Annotated in this window: 20 protein-coding genes; 8 read left to right on the top strand and 12 right to left on the bottom strand. The window is 41.7% G+C overall.

What is annotated here, in order from left to right:
• Positions 1-196: 196 nt before the first annotated feature.
• From ACQ93I_RS15230 to ACQ93I_RS15215, 4 genes are all read right to left on the bottom strand, one after another.
• On the bottom strand, positions 197-643 hold the full coding sequence (locus ACQ93I_RS15230) for a universal stress protein (RefSeq protein ID WP_423818386.1): 447 nt from the start codon (positions 641-643) through the stop codon (positions 197-199).
• A gap of 224 nt (positions 644-867) precedes the next feature.
• On the bottom strand, positions 868-3,231 hold the full coding sequence (locus ACQ93I_RS15225; RefSeq protein ID WP_431699263.1) for a prolyl oligopeptidase family serine peptidase: 2,364 nt from the start codon (positions 3,229-3,231) through the stop codon (positions 868-870).
• A gap of 115 nt (positions 3,232-3,346) precedes the next feature.
• Positions 3,347-3,823 (bottom strand): DUF2383 domain-containing protein, encoded by a 477-nt coding sequence (locus ACQ93I_RS15220; protein ID WP_431699262.1) that lies wholly within the window; start codon positions 3,821-3,823, stop codon positions 3,347-3,349.
• Positions 3,824-4,043: 220 nt separating this feature from the next.
• On the bottom strand, positions 4,044-4,529 hold the full coding sequence (locus ACQ93I_RS15215; RefSeq protein WP_431699261.1) for a ferritin-like domain-containing protein: 486 nt from the start codon (positions 4,527-4,529) through the stop codon (positions 4,044-4,046).
• A gap of 157 nt (positions 4,530-4,686) precedes the next feature.
• Between ACQ93I_RS15215 and ACQ93I_RS15210 the strand changes: the two genes are divergently transcribed.
• On the top strand, positions 4,687-5,202 hold the full coding sequence (locus tag ACQ93I_RS15210; RefSeq protein ID WP_266070760.1) for an adenine phosphoribosyltransferase: 516 nt from the start codon (positions 4,687-4,689) through the stop codon (positions 5,200-5,202).
• 182 nt (positions 5,203-5,384) lie between these two features.
• On the opposite strand, the gene ACQ93I_RS15205 is transcribed toward ACQ93I_RS15210, so the two are convergent.
• The 3 genes from ACQ93I_RS15205 to ACQ93I_RS15195 form a co-directional block, all read right to left on the bottom strand.
• Positions 5,385-5,534, bottom strand: a complete 150-nt coding sequence (locus tag ACQ93I_RS15205; protein ID WP_431699260.1) for an SsrA-binding protein — start codon at positions 5,532-5,534, stop codon at positions 5,385-5,387.
• Between the two features lie 126 nt (positions 5,535-5,660).
• Entirely contained in the window at positions 5,661-7,760 is a 2,100-nt protein-coding gene (locus ACQ93I_RS15200; RefSeq protein WP_431699259.1) for a M56 family metallopeptidase, read from the bottom strand.
• Positions 7,760-8,119, bottom strand: coding sequence for a BlaI/MecI/CopY family transcriptional regulator (locus ACQ93I_RS15195; protein WP_431699258.1), 360 nt, complete (start codon positions 8,117-8,119; stop codon positions 7,760-7,762). Before ACQ93I_RS15195 ends, ACQ93I_RS15200 begins: the two co-directional genes overlap by 1 nt.
• Positions 8,120-8,291: 172 nt before the next feature.
• On the opposite strand from ACQ93I_RS15195, the gene ACQ93I_RS15190 reads away from it, so the two are divergent.
• From ACQ93I_RS15190 to ACQ93I_RS15180, 3 genes are all read left to right on the top strand, one after another.
• The gene (locus ACQ93I_RS15190; protein WP_431699257.1) at positions 8,292-9,239 is read left to right on the top strand and encodes a calcium/sodium antiporter; all 948 of its coding nucleotides are present in this window, start codon (positions 8,292-8,294) and stop codon (positions 9,237-9,239) included.
• 123 nt (positions 9,240-9,362) lie between these two features.
• Positions 9,363-11,549, top strand: coding sequence for a glutamine synthetase III (locus ACQ93I_RS15185; protein ID WP_431699256.1), 2,187 nt, complete (start codon positions 9,363-9,365; stop codon positions 11,547-11,549).
• Positions 11,550-11,660: 111 nt separating this feature from the next.
• Entirely contained in the window at positions 11,661-12,842 is a 1,182-nt protein-coding gene (locus ACQ93I_RS15180) for an AIR synthase related protein (RefSeq protein ID WP_431699255.1), read from the top strand.
• Positions 12,843-12,872: 30 nt separating this feature from the next.
• On the opposite strand, the gene ACQ93I_RS15175 is transcribed toward ACQ93I_RS15180, so the two are convergent.
• Positions 12,873-13,250: a GxxExxY protein gene (locus ACQ93I_RS15175; protein WP_431699254.1), complete on the bottom strand. Its 378-nt coding sequence runs from the start codon at positions 13,248-13,250 to the stop codon at positions 12,873-12,875.
• 53 nt (positions 13,251-13,303) lie between these two features.
• Positions 13,304-13,780 (bottom strand): peptide-methionine (S)-S-oxide reductase, encoded by a 477-nt coding sequence (locus ACQ93I_RS15170; protein WP_431699253.1) that lies wholly within the window; start codon positions 13,778-13,780, stop codon positions 13,304-13,306.
• A 191-nt stretch (positions 13,781-13,971) separates the two neighbouring features.
• Between ACQ93I_RS15170 and prfA the strand changes: the two genes are divergently transcribed.
• The 3 genes from prfA (at position 13,972) to ACQ93I_RS15155 (ending at position 16,769) form a co-directional block, all read left to right on the top strand.
• Positions 13,972-15,048, top strand: coding sequence for a peptide chain release factor 1 (prfA, locus tag ACQ93I_RS15165; protein ID WP_431699252.1), 1,077 nt, complete (start codon positions 13,972-13,974; stop codon positions 15,046-15,048).
• A gap of 52 nt (positions 15,049-15,100) precedes the next feature.
• On the top strand, positions 15,101-15,910 hold the full coding sequence (pyrF, locus tag ACQ93I_RS15160) for an orotidine-5'-phosphate decarboxylase (RefSeq protein WP_431699251.1): 810 nt from the start codon (positions 15,101-15,103) through the stop codon (positions 15,908-15,910).
• 61 nt (positions 15,911-15,971) lie between these two features.
• Positions 15,972-16,769 carry an ABC transporter substrate-binding protein gene (locus ACQ93I_RS15155; protein ID WP_431699249.1) on the top strand — a complete coding sequence of 266 codons (798 nt, stop codon included), beginning with the start codon at positions 15,972-15,974 and terminating at the stop codon, positions 16,767-16,769.
• Here the strand turns inward: ACQ93I_RS15155 and ACQ93I_RS15150 are convergent.
• From ACQ93I_RS15150 to purU, 3 genes are all read right to left on the bottom strand, one after another.
• Entirely contained in the window at positions 16,751-16,936 is a 186-nt protein-coding gene (locus tag ACQ93I_RS15150) for a Lacal_2735 family protein (RefSeq protein WP_266070749.1), read from the bottom strand. The two genes, ACQ93I_RS15155 and ACQ93I_RS15150, sit on opposite strands and share 19 nt — an antisense overlap.
• A 1,001-nt stretch (positions 16,937-17,937) precedes the next feature.
• Entirely contained in the window at positions 17,938-18,642 is a 705-nt protein-coding gene (locus ACQ93I_RS15145; RefSeq protein ID WP_431699248.1) for a DUF4197 domain-containing protein, read from the bottom strand.
• A gap of 65 nt (positions 18,643-18,707) precedes the next feature.
• Positions 18,708-19,559, bottom strand: a complete 852-nt coding sequence (purU, locus tag ACQ93I_RS15140) for a formyltetrahydrofolate deformylase (protein WP_431699247.1) — start codon at positions 19,557-19,559, stop codon at positions 18,708-18,710.
• 142 nt (positions 19,560-19,701) lie between these two features.
• Here purU and ACQ93I_RS15135 point away from each other — a divergent pair, with 142 nt between their 5' ends.
• A complete protein-coding gene (locus ACQ93I_RS15135) occupies positions 19,702-23,133 on the top strand; it encodes a methylmalonyl-CoA mutase family protein (RefSeq protein ID WP_431699246.1) in 3,432 nt (1,143 codons plus the stop codon).
• Positions 23,134-23,223 lie beyond the last annotated feature (90 nt).

Genomic DNA, 23,223 nt, shown 5'->3' with positions numbered 1-23,223 from the left:
AACCTGCCTTTGCTCCTAATATTTTGTTAAAGGCGAAACAAATATAAACAAAATATATTCCCTCGACCTATTGAAAACTACGAAGTTGGGTCGTTAGGCGACAAAAAAGTCCTCTTTGACCTGTAGGGTAATAAATAAATGAAGAAAATTCCTACAAATTAGCTGGAAATTCATTGTAGTCCTTTCTTCAAACAGATTAAGATCTATGTTTTACAGGCACCAGTAGAACGGGAACATCCAGATCGTCAATTAGTTCCTGTTTTATGCTTCCCACAAACATATCGTAGAAAAAGTTCTTTTTGTGGTGTCCGGCAATAAGCAGGTCGGCATTGATATTCTGCACTTCTTTTTTGATCATTTTCACCGTTGACCCTTTAAGTTGTACACCTTCGGCTTCAATGTTCTTTTGGCGCAGGTTTTCGGCCATGCGCTTAACCAGTTCGCCTTCTTTTTTCCGGTTTTCCACTCTTTTGTCCTGAGCGTATTGTGGTCCGGCTTCCAGCCCAAGGTAATCGTCGGGGTCGGGTTCGCTTACGTGAAGGATCCAAATCTTGGATCCGAAAGCCTGAGCAATTTCTTCGGCTTTGGCTATTAAACGATCGGCATTTTTTTCAATGTTGATCGCTACGAGGATCTTTTTCATGGTAGAAGTAAATTAGATTAATTAAAGGTAGGAAAAATACTGTAAATCTGGAAGCGAATGACTGGGGTGAATGCAAAGAGACTGTCGTTAAAGCTCTGTTTTGTGATCCTTTACACGTCTCAGATATTGTATGCTTCTGAAGGTGAGTAAAGTATGCTTCTGAATAAATTCAGAATGACATTTTACAGCTTTAAAGACAGCCTCTTTTTGCCCTTTTTGGCAGGTTAATCTAACAGGGTTTCATTAAATAACTTCAGGATTCTCCTGTATTCATCGGTCCAGCTGCTTGGTTCGGTAAAACCGTGATCTTCTACCGGATATACGGCCATTTCCCAATTCTCTTTTTTAAGTTCGATGAGCCTCTGGGCCAATCTCACTACATCCTGAAAATGCACATTAACATCTATCATTCCATGTGCTATTAGCAGGTTCCCTTCAAAACCTTCAACAAAATAAATAGGGGAAGAGCGCCTGTAGGCAATAGGGTCATTTACCGGCTCGTTGAGTATGTTTGAGGTATAGCCATGGTTGTAGTGAGCCCAGTCTGTCACTGAACGCAAAGCAGCGCCAGATTCAAATGTTTCGGCTTCAGTAAACATAGCCATGAGAGTGATGAACCCACCGTAACTACCGCCGTAAATTCCGACTTTCTCTGGGTTTACGCCATGTTCAGCAATTAAATATTTTACACCGTCTACCTGGTCGCTAAGGTCTTTACCGCCCATATGCCTGTAAATCCCGGTGCGCCAGTCACGGCCATAACCTGCACTTCCGCGGTAATCTATGTCTAGAACCGTGTAGCCAAGATCGGCCAGCAGGTTGTGGAACATATATTCCCTGAAGTAGCTTGACCACCAGCTATGTGCGTTTTGTAAGTAACCGGCACCGTGAACAAATACCACCGCAGCACCATTCTTTGCCTCGGCTGAAGGTTTGTACAACCGGGCAGGAACCATGGCGCCATCTGTGGCTTCGAACTTTACAAGTTCCGGTTCTCTCCAGTTATACTTCTGAAATTCTTCAGACTGGCCTGTGGTCACCTGTTTAGCTTCGGCTGAAGCAGTAGTTTTCTTCAAATAAAGTTCCCAGGGTTTATTGGAGTACGAATATCGTATTGCCATATAATCTTCATCTGGCGACAGGGCAACTTCATTATTTCCGGTAAGTGTAGTAAGCTGCTGCATTTTGCCCCCACGTACCGGCATTTTGTAAAAATGTCTCTGGCCAGCATCAACTTCCGAAGTAGTGAGATACCAGCTTTTTCCGTCATTGGAAAGAATAGGGTCAAAAACTTCAAAATCACCTTTGGTCAACTGTGTTTTTTTTCCCGAATTAACATCGAGAAGATAGAGGTGTGAATACCCGGTTTCTTCACTTTGAAAATAAATGGTCTTATTGTCGTTTAGCCAGCCAATATTACCTCCACTCCAGGAATAGCCTATTCCGGGGCCAGAGATCCAGGCTTCATCTCTCTGCCTGTCCAGGGATTTCAAGCTTCCTGTTTTTGGGTCTAATTCGGCAATCCATCGATCTTTATTGTCTTTGGAGCGAATTACCATGACAGCTTTATTTCCATCATTAGAGAACCAGGTGCCGTTGGGGTACACTTCCCTTACTTCTTCTTTCCATTCTTTATCGGGATAATCTTTAACAAAATCGGGCAGGTCTTTAATGCCGGGAAGATTTTCTGTATCTACTTTGAAAACAGTATCTTTTTCCAGGTTGTACACCATAGCTTCCAGTTTTGCCTGCTCACTGCCTACTTTGCTACGGGCAGGAAGATTCACTGTGTAACCTGTAAGATCGGTGTAATCGGGAACATCAGTATCTTTTGCTTCGGCGGTAGTGATAAGCTGAAATGTCACATACTCACCATTGGGGGATACCTGTAGGTTTCGCAAGTGCTTGTCGCCGGTGTAAAAGGTGAAAACTTCCGGCTTTGCAGTCATGTCACGGTAAGTTTTTTGGGCTTCTTTGTTTTCTTTCCGCTTTCTTACTTCTTCGAGCAGTTGCAGGTTTTCATCTTGCAGCCATTGATCTTGTGCAGAAAGCTCTTTGTCTTTTTGCTCTTTTTGACTACCCGCCTGAATATTGGTTAACTGAGTGATCTTTCCTGAACTTAGATCGTAAACAAATGCGTTGTTATCATTGACGAAACTAACTTTATTTTCATTGTACAAAAACTGGGGGTCTGATAGGCTCCCGCTGAGTTCCAGTAACTTTTCCTCTTTTTTTTTACGCAGGTCGTACAGGAAGAGATCTCCATCACGGGTGTACACCTTTTTATTTCGCGCCTGGTTAAAATCGCCTCCCTGCGGAAGGAGTTTTTGCTCATCCTGCCATGAAACCTTTTCTATCTTGTTCAGGTTTTTTCGGGATACCCTGTAGAGGGAATCGGCAGGGCTGTTGTCCTGATTGTAATTAAAATAAATGTATTCGCTGTGCGGGCCCCACTGCACGTTTGAAGGAAAAGTACCCATCCAGGAAGGATCCTGCATGATCTTTTCTACAGTGAGATCAGACGTTTGGGCATAGGCTGACTGCAGGCTCAAAAATGCCAGAATGTAGAGGAAGTATTTTTTGTTCATAGGTAAGATTGAAATTGGATTGGCAATATAAAAAAACCGGAGGATAGTTTTAAAAGTAAAAGCACCCCCGAATGGACCGAAGGTGCTTTTACCAGTACATATTTCTTAGCAGTTTTTAAGAGTGACTGCTCATTTCATTTCGTTGATCTTTTACTTGGGCACTGTATTTAAGCAGGCTCTTTAGAGCTTTTAATTCGAAAACACAGTTCTCAAGATAGGCTTTGTGCCTGATTAAGACCTCGCGACAGCTGCCTTCATAAATTCTGCATAAGGCTTCCTGGTATTTCTGAAGGCTTAGTTTTTTAGCTCGCAAAGCAATTTTTATGCATTTGTTCCTGCTTTCCTCGTATAACCCGGTGCGTTTTCTCACTGTATAGGAAGAAGAAGCGGGAGCTTTTTTTCCGGTGTAGTAAAGAATTTCTTCACCAAGTTCAATGGCGAATTGTGAGCGCCGGGAAGCAAGACTTTGAAAATAATTTTTTAAAGAAGCATCTTCCAGAGATTCGGCCAAATCCCGAAAAAGTTTCGAACCTGCGAAGTTATCGTCTAAAAGACGCCGCAAAGTAAGTTCTCTAATTTTCCCGTTATTCATGATTTCTTGATCTATATTTCTGTCTCTTTTTCTAACACTTTAATTTACACAATTTTACTCAATCGTTTTCGTGAAATTGGATAGTTAACTCCGTTTTGACAGTTGAAGAAGAAGACGACAAAAAGTTTCTTAAAAAGATATTTTTTGAGGCATTTATTACGATGAAAAAACAAAACCGCCTGCGAAAGTGTAGGCGGTTTTTAAAATTTCTGGTTCCAAATTAGGATTTTGCCTTTCTATTCAGGCGGTCTTCGGCCATATCGGTAAGAAGGTTGTCGGCTTTGTATTCCTCATCCAGTGTTTTTTGAAGTTTTGCAGCAATATCGTCATGTCCCAATTCTTTAGCATAACGAACAGCTGTACCATAACCAGAAATCTCGTAGTGTTCTACTCTCTGGGCCTCGGCAATTAGTCCTGCATCCTGGACATCTTTTTCGGTGTCTTCTTTTAGAAAAGATTCAGCTTCTTTCACAAGACCCTGCATAGCCTTACACGTTTCTCCCGTAGGTTTAATGCCCAATTTGTCGCAAATTTCCTCGAGGCGCTTTACATGCCCTTCGGTTTCTTTAAGGTGTTCTTCAAAAGCTTTTTTAAGCTTATCATCATTGGCATTTTTCTGCAACTTTGGGAGAGCGTCTACCAATTGGGTCTCGGCGCTGTACAAATCTTTTAGTTGATGTTCGAATAGATCTTTTAAGTTTTTCATTTTTCAAGCTTTTTTTGGTTCAGTCTAAAATATATATGGAAGAGACTGGTGCCAGTTAAATGAGTAATAAATCTTTGTTGAATTTTTACTAAAGGAGTAGTGGGAGGTACTGGGAAGAGACGCTTTTTTCTTATTATCTTCGCAGGAAACCGCGCATATGTTTAATATAGAAGCTTACATTAGAGACATACATGATTTTCCAAAAAAAGGAATCGTTTATAAGGATATAACACCCTTATTGCAGGATGCAACTGCTACAAGAGAAACAGTGGCTGCTTTTTTGTCATTTTTGGAAGGTGAGAAAATTGATAAGGTAGTAGGTATAGAATCGCGGGGCTTCTTTTTTGCGACACTTTTGGCGCAGGAATTAAATGCAGGTTTTGTGCCCATTAGGAAGCCGGGAAAATTGCCCTACGATACATACCGGGAGAGCTATTCATTAGAATATGGGGAAGATACACTTGAGGTGCATAGCGATGCAATACAAAAAGGTGAAAAGATCCTTGTGCACGATGATGTGCTGGCAACGGGAGGTACTGCTGCGGCTGCGTGTAAACTGGTGGAGAAAATGGGAGGAGAAATTGTTCAGTGCAGCTTCTTAATGGATCTCAGCTTCTTAAAAGGAAAAGAAAAACTGGATTCATATAAGGTGGTGTCGCTGGTTAGTTATTAGTTTGTAGTTAATGGTTCTTAGTTACTGGTTAATCGTGATTGGTTAATTGGGGAATGGTTAAACAGAAAATGGTCAAATAGTTATTGGTTAATTGGTGATTGGTTAATGGAGCATGTTTTTTCCATAAACCATAAACCATAAACCATAAACCATAAACCATGAATTTTGAACTTTGAATTCTTTTAGAGTGAATTTTTTGTGACCCAGGTTTTCCAGCCAATGATGGCTTTCTGAAATTTAGTTGCTTTAGCCAGGTCCAGCTGTCGCTTTGAATAGCTGGGAAGAACCTTTTTGTTGATCTTCGAAAGTGTCTTGAAAAATGTTTTTTTCATGCCGGTTGGTTTCTATCAAAGATAGAAATTAGTTCCCAATTTCCCCTTTTTGAAAGGTATAGGGGCAAAATCGCCTTCCGAAGGTCTTTCCGGGAGGCGTGTCAAAAATGGCATTTTTGGGAGGTATTATTTCTTAGTTATAATTTCAATTACTCCTTCACTGCCTTTCTTACCATATTTTTCAATGGCCTTTGGCCCTTTTAAAACCATAACTGACTCTATATTGAGAGGGGAGATACTATTGGGATCAAAATCTTTGTCCATTTCTTTTCCGTTTACTACGTATAATGCATTAGACTGAGAAAAGTCCTTATTAGGAACATTAAAGATATTTACCTCATTATCTTTTTTATTTGACTTTTTAGAAAGATTATAGGAGGTAGATAAGTTCTCTTTACTATGAAGAATATTCTTTGTCACTGATTTTTGATCTTGCTTCTTTTCATTTTCCTGTAATATTTCTGCATCAGTTTTTAAATTAATCTCAATCACCCCGTTTACAGCACGTTTCCCATACTTCTCCACGGCAGACTCTTCTTTCAAAACATTCAAACTTTTTATTGTCTCGGGATCAATTGAATTTAGATTGAAATCTTTATCCTGGACTTCTCCGTCCACAATGATAAGTGGCTTGTTTTGCAGGGAATCGATTATGGTACTTTTATGATCAAACTGTACCGCGATGATTTCTTCTGCATCTGGAATAATCTCTCCTGTGGTTGGCTTTTCATCCTCCTTTTTTTCTAGAGTGACAAAAAGAGGTGGTTCATTCTGCATTATCCAGAAATATTCCCGGTTAATATTTTTGTTATCTCTGTCTATTTCTTTTAAATGAGCATTATAGTTGTCTATAATTTCTCCTTCGGAAATTACAATGACACCGTCTTTAGCTTTGCTACCAAGCTGTTCTTCACCCTCTTCAGGTTTTAGAACGCTCCAATCTCCCAATATTTCCACATACTTATCTACCAGCTGGGAGGCGCTATATTCTTTACCTGCAATTATGAAAAGCGGGGAGTCTCCAATACCTTGTAGCGCTCCTTCAGACTTTTTTGGAATAGCATTTTCGGGGTCCATTACCACCTTATTTCCATCGGTGTAAATAAGGAGTGGAGTGATTCCGTTAGAATTGCTTAAAGTAAGATTTCCTGAAGTACCATTTGATTTTTTTCTGAAGGAAGCCGTCACCCTTGTAAGTAATCCGTCAGAAAACTGAAGGTTGTCAAACGTAAGATCAACACCTTGCTTTTTGAAGATCCTTTGATAAGAACGCAGTGTTTCTTCATCTGAATCTTTGGTAACATAGGCTGAAACTTCAACTTTTGAAGTTATGGTTTCTTTCTGGGTAGAAATTTCCATGGCTTCTGTCTTAATATTGAAGCTGAAGATGAAAACCAGCAGGAAAGGCAGCAAGAAACTGGTCTTCCAAAAATTGGACTTTTGAGTGGCATTTTTGTTTAGCATGATAATTCGTTTTTTGATGAATGATTGATAAAACTGATTGGTAAGTGTCGGCTGGAAATTCCCGACAGATATTTTTAAAAGTGTCTTTTGATACTCCTTTTTTGAAACTTGTGCTTTAATAACTTCTTTATCTGCGAGGTATTCGAGGTTCTGAACCACGCTTTTCCTGTACAGCCATGCCAGCGGATTAAACCAAAGCAGGTAAACAGCAAGACTGGTAAGGAGTTGATCAATGGAATGCCACTGCCGGGCATGGCAGCGTTCATGCCTAAGGATCAATTCCTGTTCTGTTGGGGTATGTTGAGCGGGATCAAGAACTATGAATTTAAAAAAAGAGAAAGGTTGGGTATTTCCGCATTTTTGGATGATGTAGAATTTACCGTCTTGGGTAATTTTGTGAGTAAAGATCAACTTCAGCAGTGAAAAAAGTTCGATTAAAAACTTCAGCAGAAAAAATCCGAGACCAAGAAGATAAATTATCCCAGCGACCTGCCGCCAGTCAATCCCAGCCGATTCTTCTAAAGCACCCGGAACCGGAATATTAGAAAGATCCTGCAGGAATACAGGAGTAGCAGTGGTTTCTACCATCACTTTACGCGTGATCTTCAGAAAAGGAAGGAAGACAGAGGTAAGTATACCGACCAGGAGAAAAATTCGGTTGGTTTTAAAACTTGTGTCGTTCTTTAACAGGAAATAATAGCCCGCATAAAACAGGCTTATTAATGCTGCGCTTTTCAAGAGATGTATGATCAATTCCTGCATTACTTTTTCTTTTCAATGATTTCGAGAATCTCCCGCAACTCGTCTGCACTAATTTTTTCTTCCTTTGCAAAAAATGACACTACATTCTTATAAGAGCTGTCAAAAAATTTCCTGGTGGCCATATTCATAAATTGTTTTCGGTAGTCTTCTTTTGAAACCACAGGAATATATTGATGGGTTTTCCCATAGGCCTTATGCGTCACGAAATTTTTCTCTTCAAGATTACGCACTATGGTGGAAACGGTGTTGTAATGGAGACTTTCTTCAGAGAGCTCGGCCTTGATCTCCTTTACAAAAGCGGCTTTCAGCTTCCATAGAACACGCATAATTTCTTCTTCTTTGTTCGTGAGTTTCTCCATATTATTTATCTTTTCAACTTCTTGATTACAAACATAACTAAAAATATCGTTTCATAACTATTCTTATAGTTATTAATTTTAATGTAGTGGCTTTAGCATTTAATTAACCTGCCAAAAGAGCCGAAATTCATGCATTCGCTGAGAAACTTATATCTTCGCAAAAAAAAACTGAATGAGCATTGTTTACATTATCCTTGGATTCATTTTACTTGTAGTTGGGGGAGAGTTCCTCGTAAGATCATCTGTTGCGATCTCTTTAAAATTAAATTTATCCCGAATGGTGATAGGCTTGACAGTGGTCTCCTTCGCTACTTCGGCTCCCGAATTACTGGTGAGTTTGCAGGCAGCACTGGAGGAATTTTCAGATATTTCTCTGGGTAACGTAATAGGCTCAAACATCGCAAACATTGGGCTGGTCCTGGGAATAACCGCCATGATCTCTCCCTTGATCATTGACCGGGAATTCTACAGGTTCAACTGGCCAATAATGATGCTTTTTTCCCTGGGGCTGTTTTATTTTCTTTCCACAGAACATGTGCTATCGCGCTTTGAAGGTGCTGTTTTAGTACTGGCTATTGTGCTTTACCTTGTTTTGTTGATTCGTCGTGCCCGCCGGAAACCCGAACTTCAGCCCGATGAAGTAGATCCCGATTTAAAAGTGGCTTCTAACTTTAAGACTATTCTTTGGCTGGCTATTGGAGGTGCTGCTCTTTACTTTGGATCAGAATTCCTGGTTTCGGGTGCGGTACACCTGGCTTCGGCTTTGGGAGTGAGTGAAAGGGTGATCTCGGTTACTATGATCGCCGTAGGAACGAGTGTGCCCGAGCTGGCAGCATCGGTCATTGCAGCTATGAAACAGGAAAAAGCCATTTCCCTTGGAAACCTGATTGGTTCTAACATTTTCAATATAGCCTCGGTGCTGGGTATTACTGCCTTAATTCAGCCTGTGGTAGTAAGTTCTGCAGAGATATTAAGCAGTGATATTTTATGGATGATAGGAATTGCTTTTATTTTGGTTCCGTTGGCTTTGCTTCCGAAGCGTTATTCGTTAAACAGGTGGAAAGGTTTTCTGCTTTTTGCCGGTTATGCTGTATTTGTAAGCCTTGCCTTTGTAGGATAGGCTTTGCGTGAGGGGTCTTCTTAATAAAGTATAAAATTTTTGTAAACATCCCCCAATTTTTTAGGGGGTGTAAACAATTATTAAATATATTTGTTGCTGTTAACCCATAAAACCAATTAATAAATGGCAACTTTAAGATTCCAGGCACTCAAGGAGACTTTGAACCGCAAACCTGTAGAAATTGAAGAAAATGAACGGCGTTCAGAACTTTTTGGCCGCAACGTTTTCAGCGAAAGCGTAATGCGACAATTTCTAACTAAGGAAGCATACCAGAGTGTAAAGGAAGCCAATGCCACCGGTAAAAAGATTGACCGTACTATTGCCGATCATATCTCTACCGGTATGAAAGAATGGGCTATTTCTAAAGGGGCCACCCATTATACTCACTGGTTTCAACCCCTTACCGGAAGCACTGCCGAAAAACACGATGCTTTCTTTGAAACTATTGGTGATGGCCTTGCAATTGAAAAATTTGGAGGCGGGCAACTTGTGCAACAAGAACCTGATGCTTCAAGTTTCCCGAACGGGGGAATAAGAAATACGTTTGAAGCCCGTGGCTATACCGCATGGGATCCTACTTCTCCCGCATTTATATATGGAACAACTTTGTGTATTCCCAGTGTATTCGTTTCTTACACAGGAGATGCATTAGATTATAAAACGCCACTTTTAAGAGCGTTGCAGGCTGTTGACCAGGCTGCTACCGATGTGGCAAAATATTTCGACAAAAATGTAAGTAAGGTTCAGGCTACTCTTGGATGGGAGCAGGAATACTTTCTTATAGATTCAGCTTTGGCAGCATCAAGACCCGATATTCAGCTGGCTGGAAGAACTTTGCTGGGGCACTCTCCGGCTAAAGGTCAGCAGTTAGACGATCATTATTTTGGTTCTATTCCTTCGCGGGTACTTTCCTATATGCGCGATCTTGAAAAAGAATGTATGCTTCTTGGAGTACCTGTTAAAACCAGGCACAACGAGGTGGCACCAAACCAGTTTGAACTTGCTCCAATCTTTGAAGAAGCCAACCTGGCAGTAGATCACAACTCCCTTTTAATGGATGTAATGCATAAAGTAGCAGAGCGCCATAACTTCACCGTATTGTTTCATGAAAAGCCATTTGCAGGCATTAACGGAAGCGGGAAGCACAACAACTGGTCTTTGAGTACAGATACAGGTGTAAACCTTTTAGGGCCCGGATCTACACCAATGAAAAATCTTCAGTTTTTGACTTTTTTCATCAATACCATAAAAGCTGTAAATGAAAATGAGGAGCTGCTAAGAGCTACTATTGCCAGCGCATCAAATGACTTCAGGTTAGGTGCTAATGAGGCGCCGCCGGCAATCATCTCTACTTTTATAGGTTCTCAATTGACCCAGGTGCTTGACGAACTCGAAAAAGTTACCGATGGTAAACTTTCTCCGGCAGAAAAGACCGAACTTAAACTTAACGTAGTTGGAAAGATCCCTGAGATCCTCCTCGATAATACCGACAGGAACAGAACTTCTTCTTTCGCTTTCACCGGAAATAAATTTGAATTCCGTGCAGTAGGCTCCACTGCTAACTGTGCAGAGCCCATGACCGCTCTAAATGCAATTGTTGCAAAGCAGCTGATAGATTTCAAGAAAAAGGTTGACGCTCTTATCAAGAATAAGAAGATGAAGAAGGATGACGCTATCTTCAATGTTCTTAGAGAATACATCAAAGATTCTAAGAATATTCGTTTCGAAGGTGACGGTTATTCCGAAGAATGGGAAAAAGAAGCCGCAAAACGAGGTCTAAGTAACAATCGAAATACTCCTGAAGCTCTTAAAGCCCTTGTTAGCAAGAAGACGATGGACATGTACAAGGAACTGGAGATCATGAATAATGTGGAAATAGAGGCCCGTCATGAAATTCAGTTAGAAGAATATATCATGAAAGTGCAAATTGAGAGCCGTATCCTTGGTGATATTGCCCGCAATCACGTGATCCCAACCGCGATTAGGTATCAAAACATTTTGATCAAAAACGTACGCGGATTAAAAGAGATCTTTGCTGATGATTTCAAGGAACACTCCAAAGAGCAACTCGAGATCATTAAAGAAATTTCTGAACGTATCGAGAAGATCAATTCCGGTATTACCGAAATGATCGAAGCTCGTAAGAAGGCTAACAAACTTGAGGATGCCGAGGAAAAAGCCTTTGCATACTGTAATGATGTGAAGCCATTCTTTGAGACCATTCGCTACCATTGCGATAAGCTCGAGCTGGTAATAGACGATGAGATCTGGACCTTAACCAAGTACAGGGAATTATTGTTTACCCGATAATTTGAATTCAATAGACTTATAGGCACTTCCAATTGGGAGTGCCTTTTTTATTATATAAATTCTACGATCAAAAATTCTAAACTAATTATCTTTGACCGTAAATCTATCTACATGAGCCAGGAAATAAGTAAAAGATATGCCGGCCGCGGAGTCTCTGCCGGGAAAGAAGACGTGCACAATGCCATTAAGAATGTAAATAAAGGGCTTTTCCCAAAAGCATTTTGCAAAATCGTGCCCGATCATCTCACAGGTGATGAAGACTACTGCCTCATCATGCACGCCGATGGCGCTGGTACAAAGTCTTCCCTGGCCTATATGTACTGGAAAGAAACCGGGAATCTTGATGTGTGGAAAGGAATTGCGCAGGATGCACTTATCATGAACATTGATGACCTTCTATGTGTTGGGGCAATAGACAACATCATGCTTTCTTCTACCATTGGACGGAATAAGAATCTTATCCCGGGCGAAGTGATTTCAGCGATCATCAACGGTACAGAAGAGCTACTCCATGATCTTAAAGGCTTCGGAATAAATATCCACTCCACCGGCGGCGAAACGGCCGATGTGGGTGACCTGGTGCGTACCATCATTGTAGATTCCACAGTCACTGCACGTATGAAGCGCAGCGACGTGATCAATAATGCCAACATCAAACCCGGAAATGTGATCGTAGGTCTGGCTTCTTTTGGACAGTCGACTTACGAAAAGGAGTACAACGGTGGCATGGGCAGTAACGGACTCACTTCTGCACGTCACGATGTCTTCGGAAAGAGTTTAGCTCAAAAATACCCTGAAAGTTTTGATGCTTCAATTCCTGCTGAATTGATCTACAGCGGCTCAAAAGAACTCACCGATGCAGTTGAAGGCAGCCCTTTAGATGCTGGTAAACTTGTACTTTCTCCCACTCGTACTTATGCACCGGTCATTAAAAAGATCCTTGAAAAGTATTCCAAAAATGACATTTTTGGGATGGTTCATTGCAGTGGTGGCGCTCAAACTAAAGTGCTGCATTTTGTAGATAGCATTCATGTGATCAAAGACAACCTCTTTGACGTTCCACCATTGTTTAAACTCATTCAGCAGGAAAGTAAAACAGATTGGAAGGAGATGTACCAGGTGTTCAACATGGGGCATAGGATGGAGCTATATGTTGATGAGGCCATAGCCGAAGATCTCATCTCCATTTCAAAGTCTTTTAATGTTGATGCCAAAATTGTGGGTAGAGTAGAAGCTTCAGAAGAGAAAAAGTTGACGATTAAGAGTGAGTTTGGGGAGTTTGAGTATTATTAATTTCCCGCAGATCACGCCGATTTTCGCAGATTAAATATTGTTGACTTTTCTATGGATTCCATCTATGATGTTTTCTACGTTGAAGTTGACTAGAATTCCCAATTTTAATCCTGTTAATTTTAAATAAGTAAGCGTCTGTTTGTGATGAACTGGAGCAATAGCTTCTATCGATTTCACTTCAATTAATACCTTTTCGTGTACAAGAAGATCAATTCGAAACCCAACTTCGAGTTTTTCATCATTAAAGAAAACGGGGACAGCAACTTCTTTTCTTACAGTTAGACCTTCCTTCTTAAGTTCAGATGCCAGGGCGGCGACATAAACCGATTCTAATAGTCCGGGACCAAATGCATTGAAAACCTTGAAAATGGCTCCTCTTATCTTGTATGATATTTCATTTTCAGTCATTCCAGGAATAAGATATAAAAAAATCTGCGTGGATCTGCGCAATCTGCGGGAAACTAAAGATCCATTTTTTTTAATTTCTCCAACTTCGGTTCAATATATCTTTTACAAAAAGGAGCATCGGGATTTTTCTTGTAGTAATTCTGAATAGACTCCCTTGAAGCTTTAAATTCATTAAACTCAAGAACCTGTGTCACCAGTGGTTTCTCAAATTGCTGCTGAAGTTTTTCCAGGATCTTTCTTATTTCCACTTCATCTTCCGCAGAGAAAAAATAAACCGCACTGCGATATTTCTCCCGGAACGAATGATTTGAAGTGGAATTGTGCGTATGAAGATGCACCTCCAGAAGCCGCTCTAAATTTGCCCTTTTTGGAAGGTAATGCACAATAACAGCTTCAGAGAAAGTATCGGCGGGAGCATTGGAGGCAATATATCCCTGCTCCACCTTCAGCACGCCTTCCACCGACTGGAAAACTGCTTCGGTACACCAGTGACAGCCTCCGCCCAGGCCAATTTTGTTCGTTTTACTCATTGTTCTAAAGATACAAAAGAAGCATCATTTAGAATTACTTTGTGATCTCTGCGCTTTTTCTTTTGCGGACCCTTCGAGAAATATCTCTGCAATATCGAACATGCCCTTGCTGAATAATTTTTATCTCCAGCACAAATCCTTTTCAGAAATCCGACGGATTTATCGTAAATTTGCTGCTTTAAGGAGATGTTATGATCGAGAAATTGAATATTGTGAAGCAGCGTTTTGACGAGGTGAATGATCTTATCATTCAGCCCGACGTGATTGCCGATCAAAAGCGCTATATAGAGCTGAATAAGGAATACAAGGACCTTAAGAAACTCATGGAGGTTCGGGAGGAATATGTAAGCCTTATCAACAATAAAAAGGAGGCCGAAGAGATCATTGCCGATGGCAGTGATCCCGAGATGACCGATATGGCCAAACTTCAACTCGAAGAAGCTAAAGAGCAGATCCCGGGCATGGAGGAGAAGATAAGGATGATGCTTGTGCCAAAAGATCCCGAAGACGCCAAGAACGTGGTGATGGAAATTCGTGCCGGTACAGGTGGGGACGAGGCCAGTATCTTTGCGGGAGACCTTTACCGCATGTACACCAAATATATTGAAAGCAAAGGCTGGAAACACCAGATCGTTGACTTTAGCGAGGGTACCAGCGGCGGATTCAAAGAAATTATTTTTGACGTTACCGGCGAAGATGTCTACGGAACATTAAAATTTGAAGCCGGAGTACACCGTGTACAACGGGTACCGCAAACTGAAACCCAGGGGCGGGTGCATACCTCGGCCGCTACAGTAATGGTATTGCCCGAAGCTGAAGAATTTGATGTGGAGATCGATCCAAAAGAAGTACGGATTGACTACTTCTGTTCTTCAGGACCAGGTGGGCAGTCGGTAAACACAACTTACTCTGCAGTGCGGTTAACTCACCTTCCCACAGGATTGGTGGCGCAGTGTCAGGATCAAAAATCTCAGCACAAGAACAAAGAAAAGGCCTTCCGCGTGTTGAGGTCCAGGCTTTACGAGCAGGAGCTGGCCAAGAAGATGGAAGCCGATGCCGCCAAGAGAAACTCTATGGTTTCCAGCGGAGACAGGAGTGCGAAGATCCGTACCTACAATTATGCGCAGGGCCGTGTGACCGATCACCGAATTGGGCTTACCCTTTACGATCTCGGGAACATCATTAACGGAGATATCCAGAAGATCCTCGACGAATTACAACTAGTAGAAAATACAGAAAAACTGAAAGAGAATTCCGACGTTTTTTAGAACATAATTCCAAAAGCTGCCGCACTCCGGCAGCTTTTTTTATTTCCAGCCAATGACCACTTCCCAGCTTACCGAACAAATACGCCTCAAAAAGTCCTTTTTATGCGTGGGACTTGATGTAGATCTTGAGAAGATTCCTCAACATCTTTTAAAAGAAGAAGATCCAATTTTCGCTTTTAACAAAGCCATTATTGATGCCACCCATCACCTGGCTGTAGCTTATAAACCCAATTTGGCTTTTTACGAAGCTCATGGAATAAAGGGATGGAAAGCACTGGTAAAAACCATTAATTACCTGAACGAAAATCATCCCGATATCTTTACCATTGCCGATGCAAAAAGGGGAGATATTGGCAACACGTCGGGCATGTATGCAAAGGCCTTTTTTGAAGATTTGCAGTTTGATTCGGTCACCGTGGCCCCTTATATGGGAAAAGATTCCGTAGAGCCATTTTTGGCTTATAAAGATAAACACACCATTTTACTGGCCCTGACTTCTAACGCAGGGGCGTATGATTTTCAGACGCAAACCATAAATGGCGAGGAACTTTACAAAGAAGTGATCAAAACCTCTAAAAAATGGAATAACGGGCAAAATCTCATGTACGTAGTAGGTGCTACAAAGGCCGAATACCTGCAGGAGATACGCAAGATTATTCCTGAAAGTTTCCTCCTGGTGCCGGGAGTTGGCGCCCAGGGTGGAAGTTTGGCCGAAGTATGTAAGTTTGGAATGAACCGCAATGTAGGCCTGCTCGTAAATGCGTCCCGTGCTATTATCTATGCTTCGGAAGGAATGGATTTTGCTGAAGCAGCTGCAAGCGAAGCAGAAAAACTACAGCAGGAAATGGCAACATTCTTATAGATATTTCTTCGGAAGAAAACCTGTCAAAAATGCCATTTTTGACATCTCATTTTCTTAGTTCATGAAAGTATTTTACGATCAGTTAAACCGGAAGATTGAGCTGAAGGAAGTTCCGCAGCGAATTGTGAGCCTGGTGCCCAGCCAGACTGAATTGCTGGTTGATCTTGGGCTTGAGCAGCAAATTTTGGGAATAACTAAATTCTGTGTACATCCTGAAGACCTTCGGAAGCAGAAAAAAGTGGTGGGAGGCACCAAGCAGGTGCATTTTGACCGCATAGCAGCCCTGGAACCCGATATCATCCTCTGTAATAAGGAAGAAAATACCCGGGAAATGGTAACGGAGCTTGAAAAGATCGCTCCCGTTCATGTTTCAGATATCTACACTATAGATAATTCCCTCGAACTCATCAGGCAATACGGCGAAATCTTTGAAGTGACCGGCAAAGCTTCAGAAATAATTAAAAAGATACAGCTTGAAAAAGCAGGTTTTCAGGAATATGTAAAAGACATTCCGGAGAGAAAAGTGGCGTACTTTATCTGGAAAAATCCGTGGATGGTGGCAGGGAAAGATACTTTTATAGATCACCTGCTAGAACTTAACCGCTTCAAAAATGCCTTTTTAGAAGAGGACTCCCGTTATCCGGAAATATCACTGGCACAGCTCGATGAAAAAGAGGTGGAGGTGGTGCTGCTTTCAACAGAACCATTTCCTTTTAAAGAGGAAGATATAGAAGCTTTGGAAAAAGAAGTGAAGTTGGGCTACATCCAGATTGTGGACGGGGAATACTTTAGCTGGTATGGGTCGCGCCTTACGGCTGCTTTTACCTACTTTAGGAAAGTTCAGGCTGTTTTATCCTGACTCTGCTCCATACGACGGATCTCTTTTAAGATCTTGCATGCCTTATCGTTGAGCATATCACTCCGCAGCTTATCCACTAAAGCGAGCTCAAAAGAACGGCGCATGAGAAAGCAGTACTTCTCACGAAGCCTTTCCAACGTAGATCTGGGTTCAAATAATCGAAACATATACTTATATTACTACTGCAAAGATATCCTGCAGTTTTTCGAAGAATTCATAACTGAAAGTTAACTTTATGGTAAAACTGAGTTATATACCTCTCTCCCTTGTTAAAAAGTTAAAAGGCAGCACGATAGGTGTCAGGTTCTACAAGGGTTTAAAGGAATTATTCACTGTTCATAACCCCTTTTTAGTGGATAAGGTTTAAGGTAGAAAGAGTAACAATTTTTTAATCTGTTCAGGCTTTGCTTTAAGTCTTAATTTAGGAATCTGCACCTCCGTAACCCATAACCCGCAACGCGAAACTCGCAACCTGCAGCACTTCGGAAGCATTATCTCCATAAAATGTCATTTTCAGCACCTCTTCCTAGCCTTTTTGTTAACCGACAATTTTCCCATACCAGTAGAGATTTCTCAGTCGCTATAAAAGCTCCTTCGAAAGGACAAAAGGAAACCTGTAACAGAACAAAATCTGCAACCTGCAACAGGATGAACCCGCAACGCGCAACCCTTCCGTAGCATTACCTCCTTAAAATGACATTTTTGACACCTCTTCCTGGCCTTTTTGTTAATCGACAATTTTCCCATTCCAGTAGAGATTTCTCAGTCGCTATAAAAGCTCCTTTGAAAGGACAAAAGGAAACCTACAACCTGGACAAACGTGTAACCTGCAACCTGCAACAGGACAAAAACCCGCAACCCGAAACTCGAAACTTGCAACCCGTAACCCTTTCGTAGCATTACCTCCTTAAAATGCCATTTTTGACACCTCTTCCTGGCCTTTTTGTTAACCGACAATTTTCCCATTCCAGTAGAGATTTCTCAGTCGCTATAAAAGCTCCTTTGAAAGGACAAAAGGAAACCTGTAACAGAACAAAACCCGCAACTCGCAACCTGCAACCTGCAACAGGACAAAACCTGCAACCCGCAACAGCAATGCTTCAACAGAATCGAGACTTTTTGTACAGCTAAAATGGGTTAAACATTAATCCTTAAACCTTAGTCTTTTCTAGTCCTGCAAAGCAAAAACGCGCTTCAGTAGATTGGTGGTACGGGCAGAAAAGTCGTTTCTTATTTCCTTTTCTTCAACTGCGATCATGGTATAGACACCTTCAAGAGCCTGTTGTGTCACATAATCGGCAAGATCGGGATTGACGTCATTGGTGAGCGGAATGGCGTTGTATCTCTCTATAATTTTTGTCCATACCTGGGTAGCTCCAACTTTTTCAAGGGAATTGGTGATCACAGGGTTGAATTTTGAATAGAGAGGCTCTGTCGTTTTATTGGCCAGGTAAGTGGTTGCGGCAATGTCATCTCCCAGTAAGATATTTTGAGCGTCGGTGAAGGTGATCTGCTTTACGGCATCAACAAAAATAGGTGTGGCTTCCTGTACCGCATCTTCAGCGGCGCGGTTGAGTACACGTAAACCTTCATCGGCCAGAGAACTCAAACCAATGTCGCGTAGCGTTTGATCTACTTTTTGTAATTCGGGAGGAAGTCCAATGCGCACCAGTTCATTTTTAAAGAAACCATCCTCCTGTGTAAGTTTGGTCACCTGCTTGTCTATCCCAAAATCGAGCGCCTGTCGCAGGCCTGCGGCTACTTCGGCATTAGAAATTCCTGTTCCTTCTTGCGGAAGGGAATCGGCAATTTGTTGTAATTCGGCACAGCCGAACAAAAGCGGGAGAAATATAAGGGTTACAAATTTTTTCATGATAATTTTTTCCAAAGATAGTTATTAAAATTCCCGCTTTTTGCCGGGCTAATTTTTACTCTTAATTATATAAATACTATGGTCTTGTTATTGTAAACGAGCGTTTTTCGGTCAATATGTAATTTTATCGCCCTTGCCAGAACTACTTTTTCCAGATCCCTGCCTTTGAGGATAAGATCGTTTATAGAATGGGTGTGAGAAATTCGGGTAATATCCTGTTCAATAATAGGACCTTCATCTAACTGGGCGGTGACGTAATGTGAGGTCGCACCAATGATTTTTACTCCGCGTTTATAAGCAGAATGATAAGGTTTGGCACCTGCAAAAGCTGGCAGGAAAGAGTGGTGGATATTGATGATGCGATTTGGATATGCTTCAATCAAACCATCGGGAATTATCTGCATATACCTTGCAAGAACAAAAAAATTGATCTTATGTTGGCTTAATAATTCCAGGTGTTTACTTTCTGCTTCCTTTTTGTTTTTGGGGCTAACCGCGATGTGGTGAAAGGGAATGTCAAATTTTTCTGCTATAGATCCCAGGTCTTTATGATTACTAATAATTAATGGAATGTCGACAGGAAGTTCGCCGGCTTTGTGCCGGCCCAGGATATCATAAAGACAATGATCATACTTTGACACAAAAATCGCCATTTTTAATCTGGCTTCTGCCGAATACATACGCCAAAACATTTGATATGGCACTGCCAGTTCTTCAGAAAATGCTTCCTTAAGAGAATCAATATTTGTAGCATCTAAAAACTCGCATTCCAGCCTCATTACAAATATGGAATTTTCTACATCTACATATTGATCAATGTACACTATGTTTCCTTTACGATTAAAAATGAAGGAGGTCACATTGGAGATGATCCCTGCCTTATCGGGGCAATGAATGAGGAGTATAAATCGAGACATTTTTGTAAAAATAGAAGTTTAAAAGTAGGCATTTCCCTTCATTCCCACTAATGTGCAGTAGAGATTGAGCTATTCTTAAATTAGCTGTACGACTATTTCTATTTTCGTAAATTGCAGGCTTTAATAGAAGATAAAATTCAATATGGAACAACAAGCTCCTTATAAACCCAACAATAAAGTAAGAATTGTAACCGCAGCTTCGCTCTTTGACGGGCATGATGCCGCCATAAATATTATGCGCCGTATCATCCAGTCTACAGGAGTAGAGGTAATTCACCTGGGGCATGACCGCAGTGTGGAGGAGGTGGTGAATTGTGCAATCCAGGAAGATGCCAATGCCATTGCCATGACCTCCTATCAGGGCGGGCATACCGAATATTTTAAATATATGCACGACCTGCTTAAGGAAAAAGGGGCCGGGCACATCAAGATCTTTGGCGGCGGCGGCGGAGTAATTCTGCCTGAAGAGATCAAAGAGCTTGAAGAATATGGGATCACCAGGATCTATTCTCCCGATGACGGCCGCGAACTTGGGCTGCAGGGAATGATCAACGACCTGGTGAAAAAATCTGATTATCCGCTGGGGGGCAGCCTTAACGGGGAGGTAGAAGAGTTGGAGAAGAAAACCCCGGGAGCTATTGCAAGGGTGATTTCGGCTGCCGAGAATTTTCCTGAAGTTGCCAAAGAAACTCTTGATAAAATTCATTCTGAAAATAAAGAAAAAGAGATCCCTGTGCTGGGAATTACCGGAACAGGTGGCGCCGGAAAATCTTCTTTGGTAGATGAGCTTGTACGCCGGTACCTAATGGATTTTCCTGAAAAAACTATAGGAATCATTTCTGTAGATCCTTCAAAAAGGAAGACCGGCGGAGCCCTTTTAGGAGACCGTATCAGGATGAATGCGATCAATAATCCGCGGGTTTATATGAGGTCTTTGGCTACCCGTCAATCGAACCTTGCCCTGTCAAAATACGTTGCTGAAGCCATTGAGGTGCTAAAAGCCGCAAGTTATGACCTTATTGTTCTGGAAACTTCGGGAATTGGGCAGAGTGATACAGAGATCCTGGAGCATTCTGATGTTTCACTTTATGTGATGACGCCCGAATTTGGTGCGGCTACGCAGCTGGAAAAGATCGATATGCTCGACTTTGCCGATCTTGTAGCGATCAATAAATTCGATAAACGTGGTGCTTTAGACGCCCTTCGTGATGTGAAAAAACAGTACCAGCGCAACCACGGATTGTGGCATGAAAACCCTGATAGTCTTCCTGTTTTTGGAACAATCGCTTCTCAATTCAACGATCCCGGTATGAACACGCTCTACAAGCAGATCATGGACAGGATCGATGAGAAAGTTGGAAGTAAGTTTAGTTCTACTTTCAACATCTCAAAGGAAATGAGCGAAAAGATCTTTGTGATCCCGCCAAACAGGACGCGATATCTTTCTGAAATTTCAGAAAATAACCGCAGCTATGATGAGAAAGCAGCCTCACAGGCTGAAGTTGCTCAAAAGCTCTACGGAATATACAAAACCATTGAATCGGTAACCGGGACTAAGGTCGGTCTGAATCAATACGGACTCGAAGAAGATGAGCTGAAGGATGCCACAACTTCAGAAAATGAGGAGCTGGTAAATCTGCTGAAGAAAGAGTTTGATAAAGTAAAAATGGATTTCGATCCATACAACTGGGAGATCGTTACCGGGTGGGATGAAAAGGTAAATAAATATAAAGATCCTATCTACTCCTTTAAGGTGCGCGATAAGGAAATCAAAATTGAAACCCATACCGAATCTCTTTCTCATACGCAGATCCCGAAGGTTGCACTACCAAAATACCAGGCCTGGGGTGACATTTTAAGATGGTGCCTGCAGGAAAATGTACCGGGAGAATTCCCTTATACTGCGGGATTGTATCCTTTCAAAAGACAGGGAGAAGATCCTACCAGGATGTTTGCGGGAGAAGGTTCCCCCGAGCGTACCAACCGCCGTTTTCATTACGTGAGTATGGGCTTGCCGGCAAAGAGGCTTTCTACAGCATTTGATTCGGTTACGCTTTACGGAAACGATCCCGACCATCGCCCTGATATCTACGGAAAGATCGGTAATGCCGGAGTTTCCATCTGCTGTCTTGATGATGCGAAGAAGTTATACTCTGGTTTTGATCTTGCCGATCCTATGACTTCTGTAAGTATGACCATTAACGGCCCCGCGCCAATGTTGCTTGGATTTTTCATGAACGCTGCTATAGATCAGCAGTGTGAGAAGTACATCAAAGAAAACGGCCTTGAGAAAGAGGTGCAGGAAAAGATCGATAAGATCTATGCTGAAAAAGGTATGGGGCAGCCGAAATATCGAGGTGAACTTCCGGAAGGAAATGACGGCCTCGGACTCATGCTATTAGGTGTAACGGGAGATCAGGTGTTGCCTGCAGATGTTTATGCAGATATTAAAGAAAGAACGCTTAGCCAGGTGCGGGGAACTGTACAGGCAGATATCCTGAAGGAAGATCAGGCGCAGAACACCTGTATCTTTTCAACAGAATTTGCTTTGAGATTGATGGGTGACGTACAGGAATATTTTATTCAGGAAAATGTGCGGAATTTCTATTCGGTTTCTATTTCAGGTTATCACATCGCGGAAGCCGGAGCCAACCCAATTACGCAGCTCGCCCTAACGCTTGCCAACGGGTTCACTTATGTGGAATATTACCTGAGCAGGGGAATGGATATCAATAAATTCGGGCCGAATTTATCGTTCTTTTTCTCTAACGGAGTTGATCCCGAATATGCGGTAATTGGAAGGGTAGCGAGAAAGATCTGGTCAAAAGCAATGAAGTATAAGTACGGTGCAAATCCGCGGGCGCAGATGCTGAAATACCACATCCAAACCTCCGGAAGATCATTGCACGCACAGGAAATTGATTTTAATGACATAAGAACTACGCTTCAGGCGCTTTATGCTATTTATGACAATTGTAATTCTTTGCATACCAATGCTTACGATGAAGCTATTACTACGCCTACAGAGGCTTCAGTAAGAAGAGCGATGGCTATACAATTGATCATCAACAAAGAGTTAGGGTTAACAAAGAATGAGAATCCAATTCAGGGAGCATTTATAATAGAAGAGCTTACCGATCTTGTGGAGGAAGCTGTACTTAAAGAGTTTGACCGCATCACCGAAAGAGGCGGTGTTCTTGGTGCAATGGAAACCATGTACCAGCGTAGTAAGATCCAGGAAGAGAGTCTTTACTACGAAACCCTGAAACACAATGGAGATTTCCCAATCATTGGAGTAAATACTTTTCTGAGCTCTACAGGTTCGCCAACTGTGACTCCTGGAGAAGTAATCCGTGCCACCGAAGAGGAAAAACAGAGTCAGATCCAAACTTTGCAGGACCTGCATGAGGCGAAGAAGGAACTGGAACATGAAACGCTCGAAAAGGTGAAAAATGCAGCCATTCAGAATGAGAATATTTTTGAGGTGCTTATGGAAGCTACAAAGGTTTGTTCATTAGGACAGATCACTACAGCTTTATTTGAAGTAGGAGGGCAGTACAGGAGAAATATGTAAGAAAATAAGCTCTTCAGTATTGTGATTATTTTTATATTTACTGAATAAGGTTCATAGTTCAATTGATTTTGCGTGCGATCCAGCAGCAGT

It is taken from the genome of Salinimicrobium sp. WS361 (assembly GCF_050750585.1).
In the GTDB taxonomy this organism is placed as follows: domain Bacteria; phylum Bacteroidota; class Bacteroidia; order Flavobacteriales; family Flavobacteriaceae; genus Salinimicrobium.
This window is presented reverse-complemented; position numbering and strand designations above follow the sequence as displayed.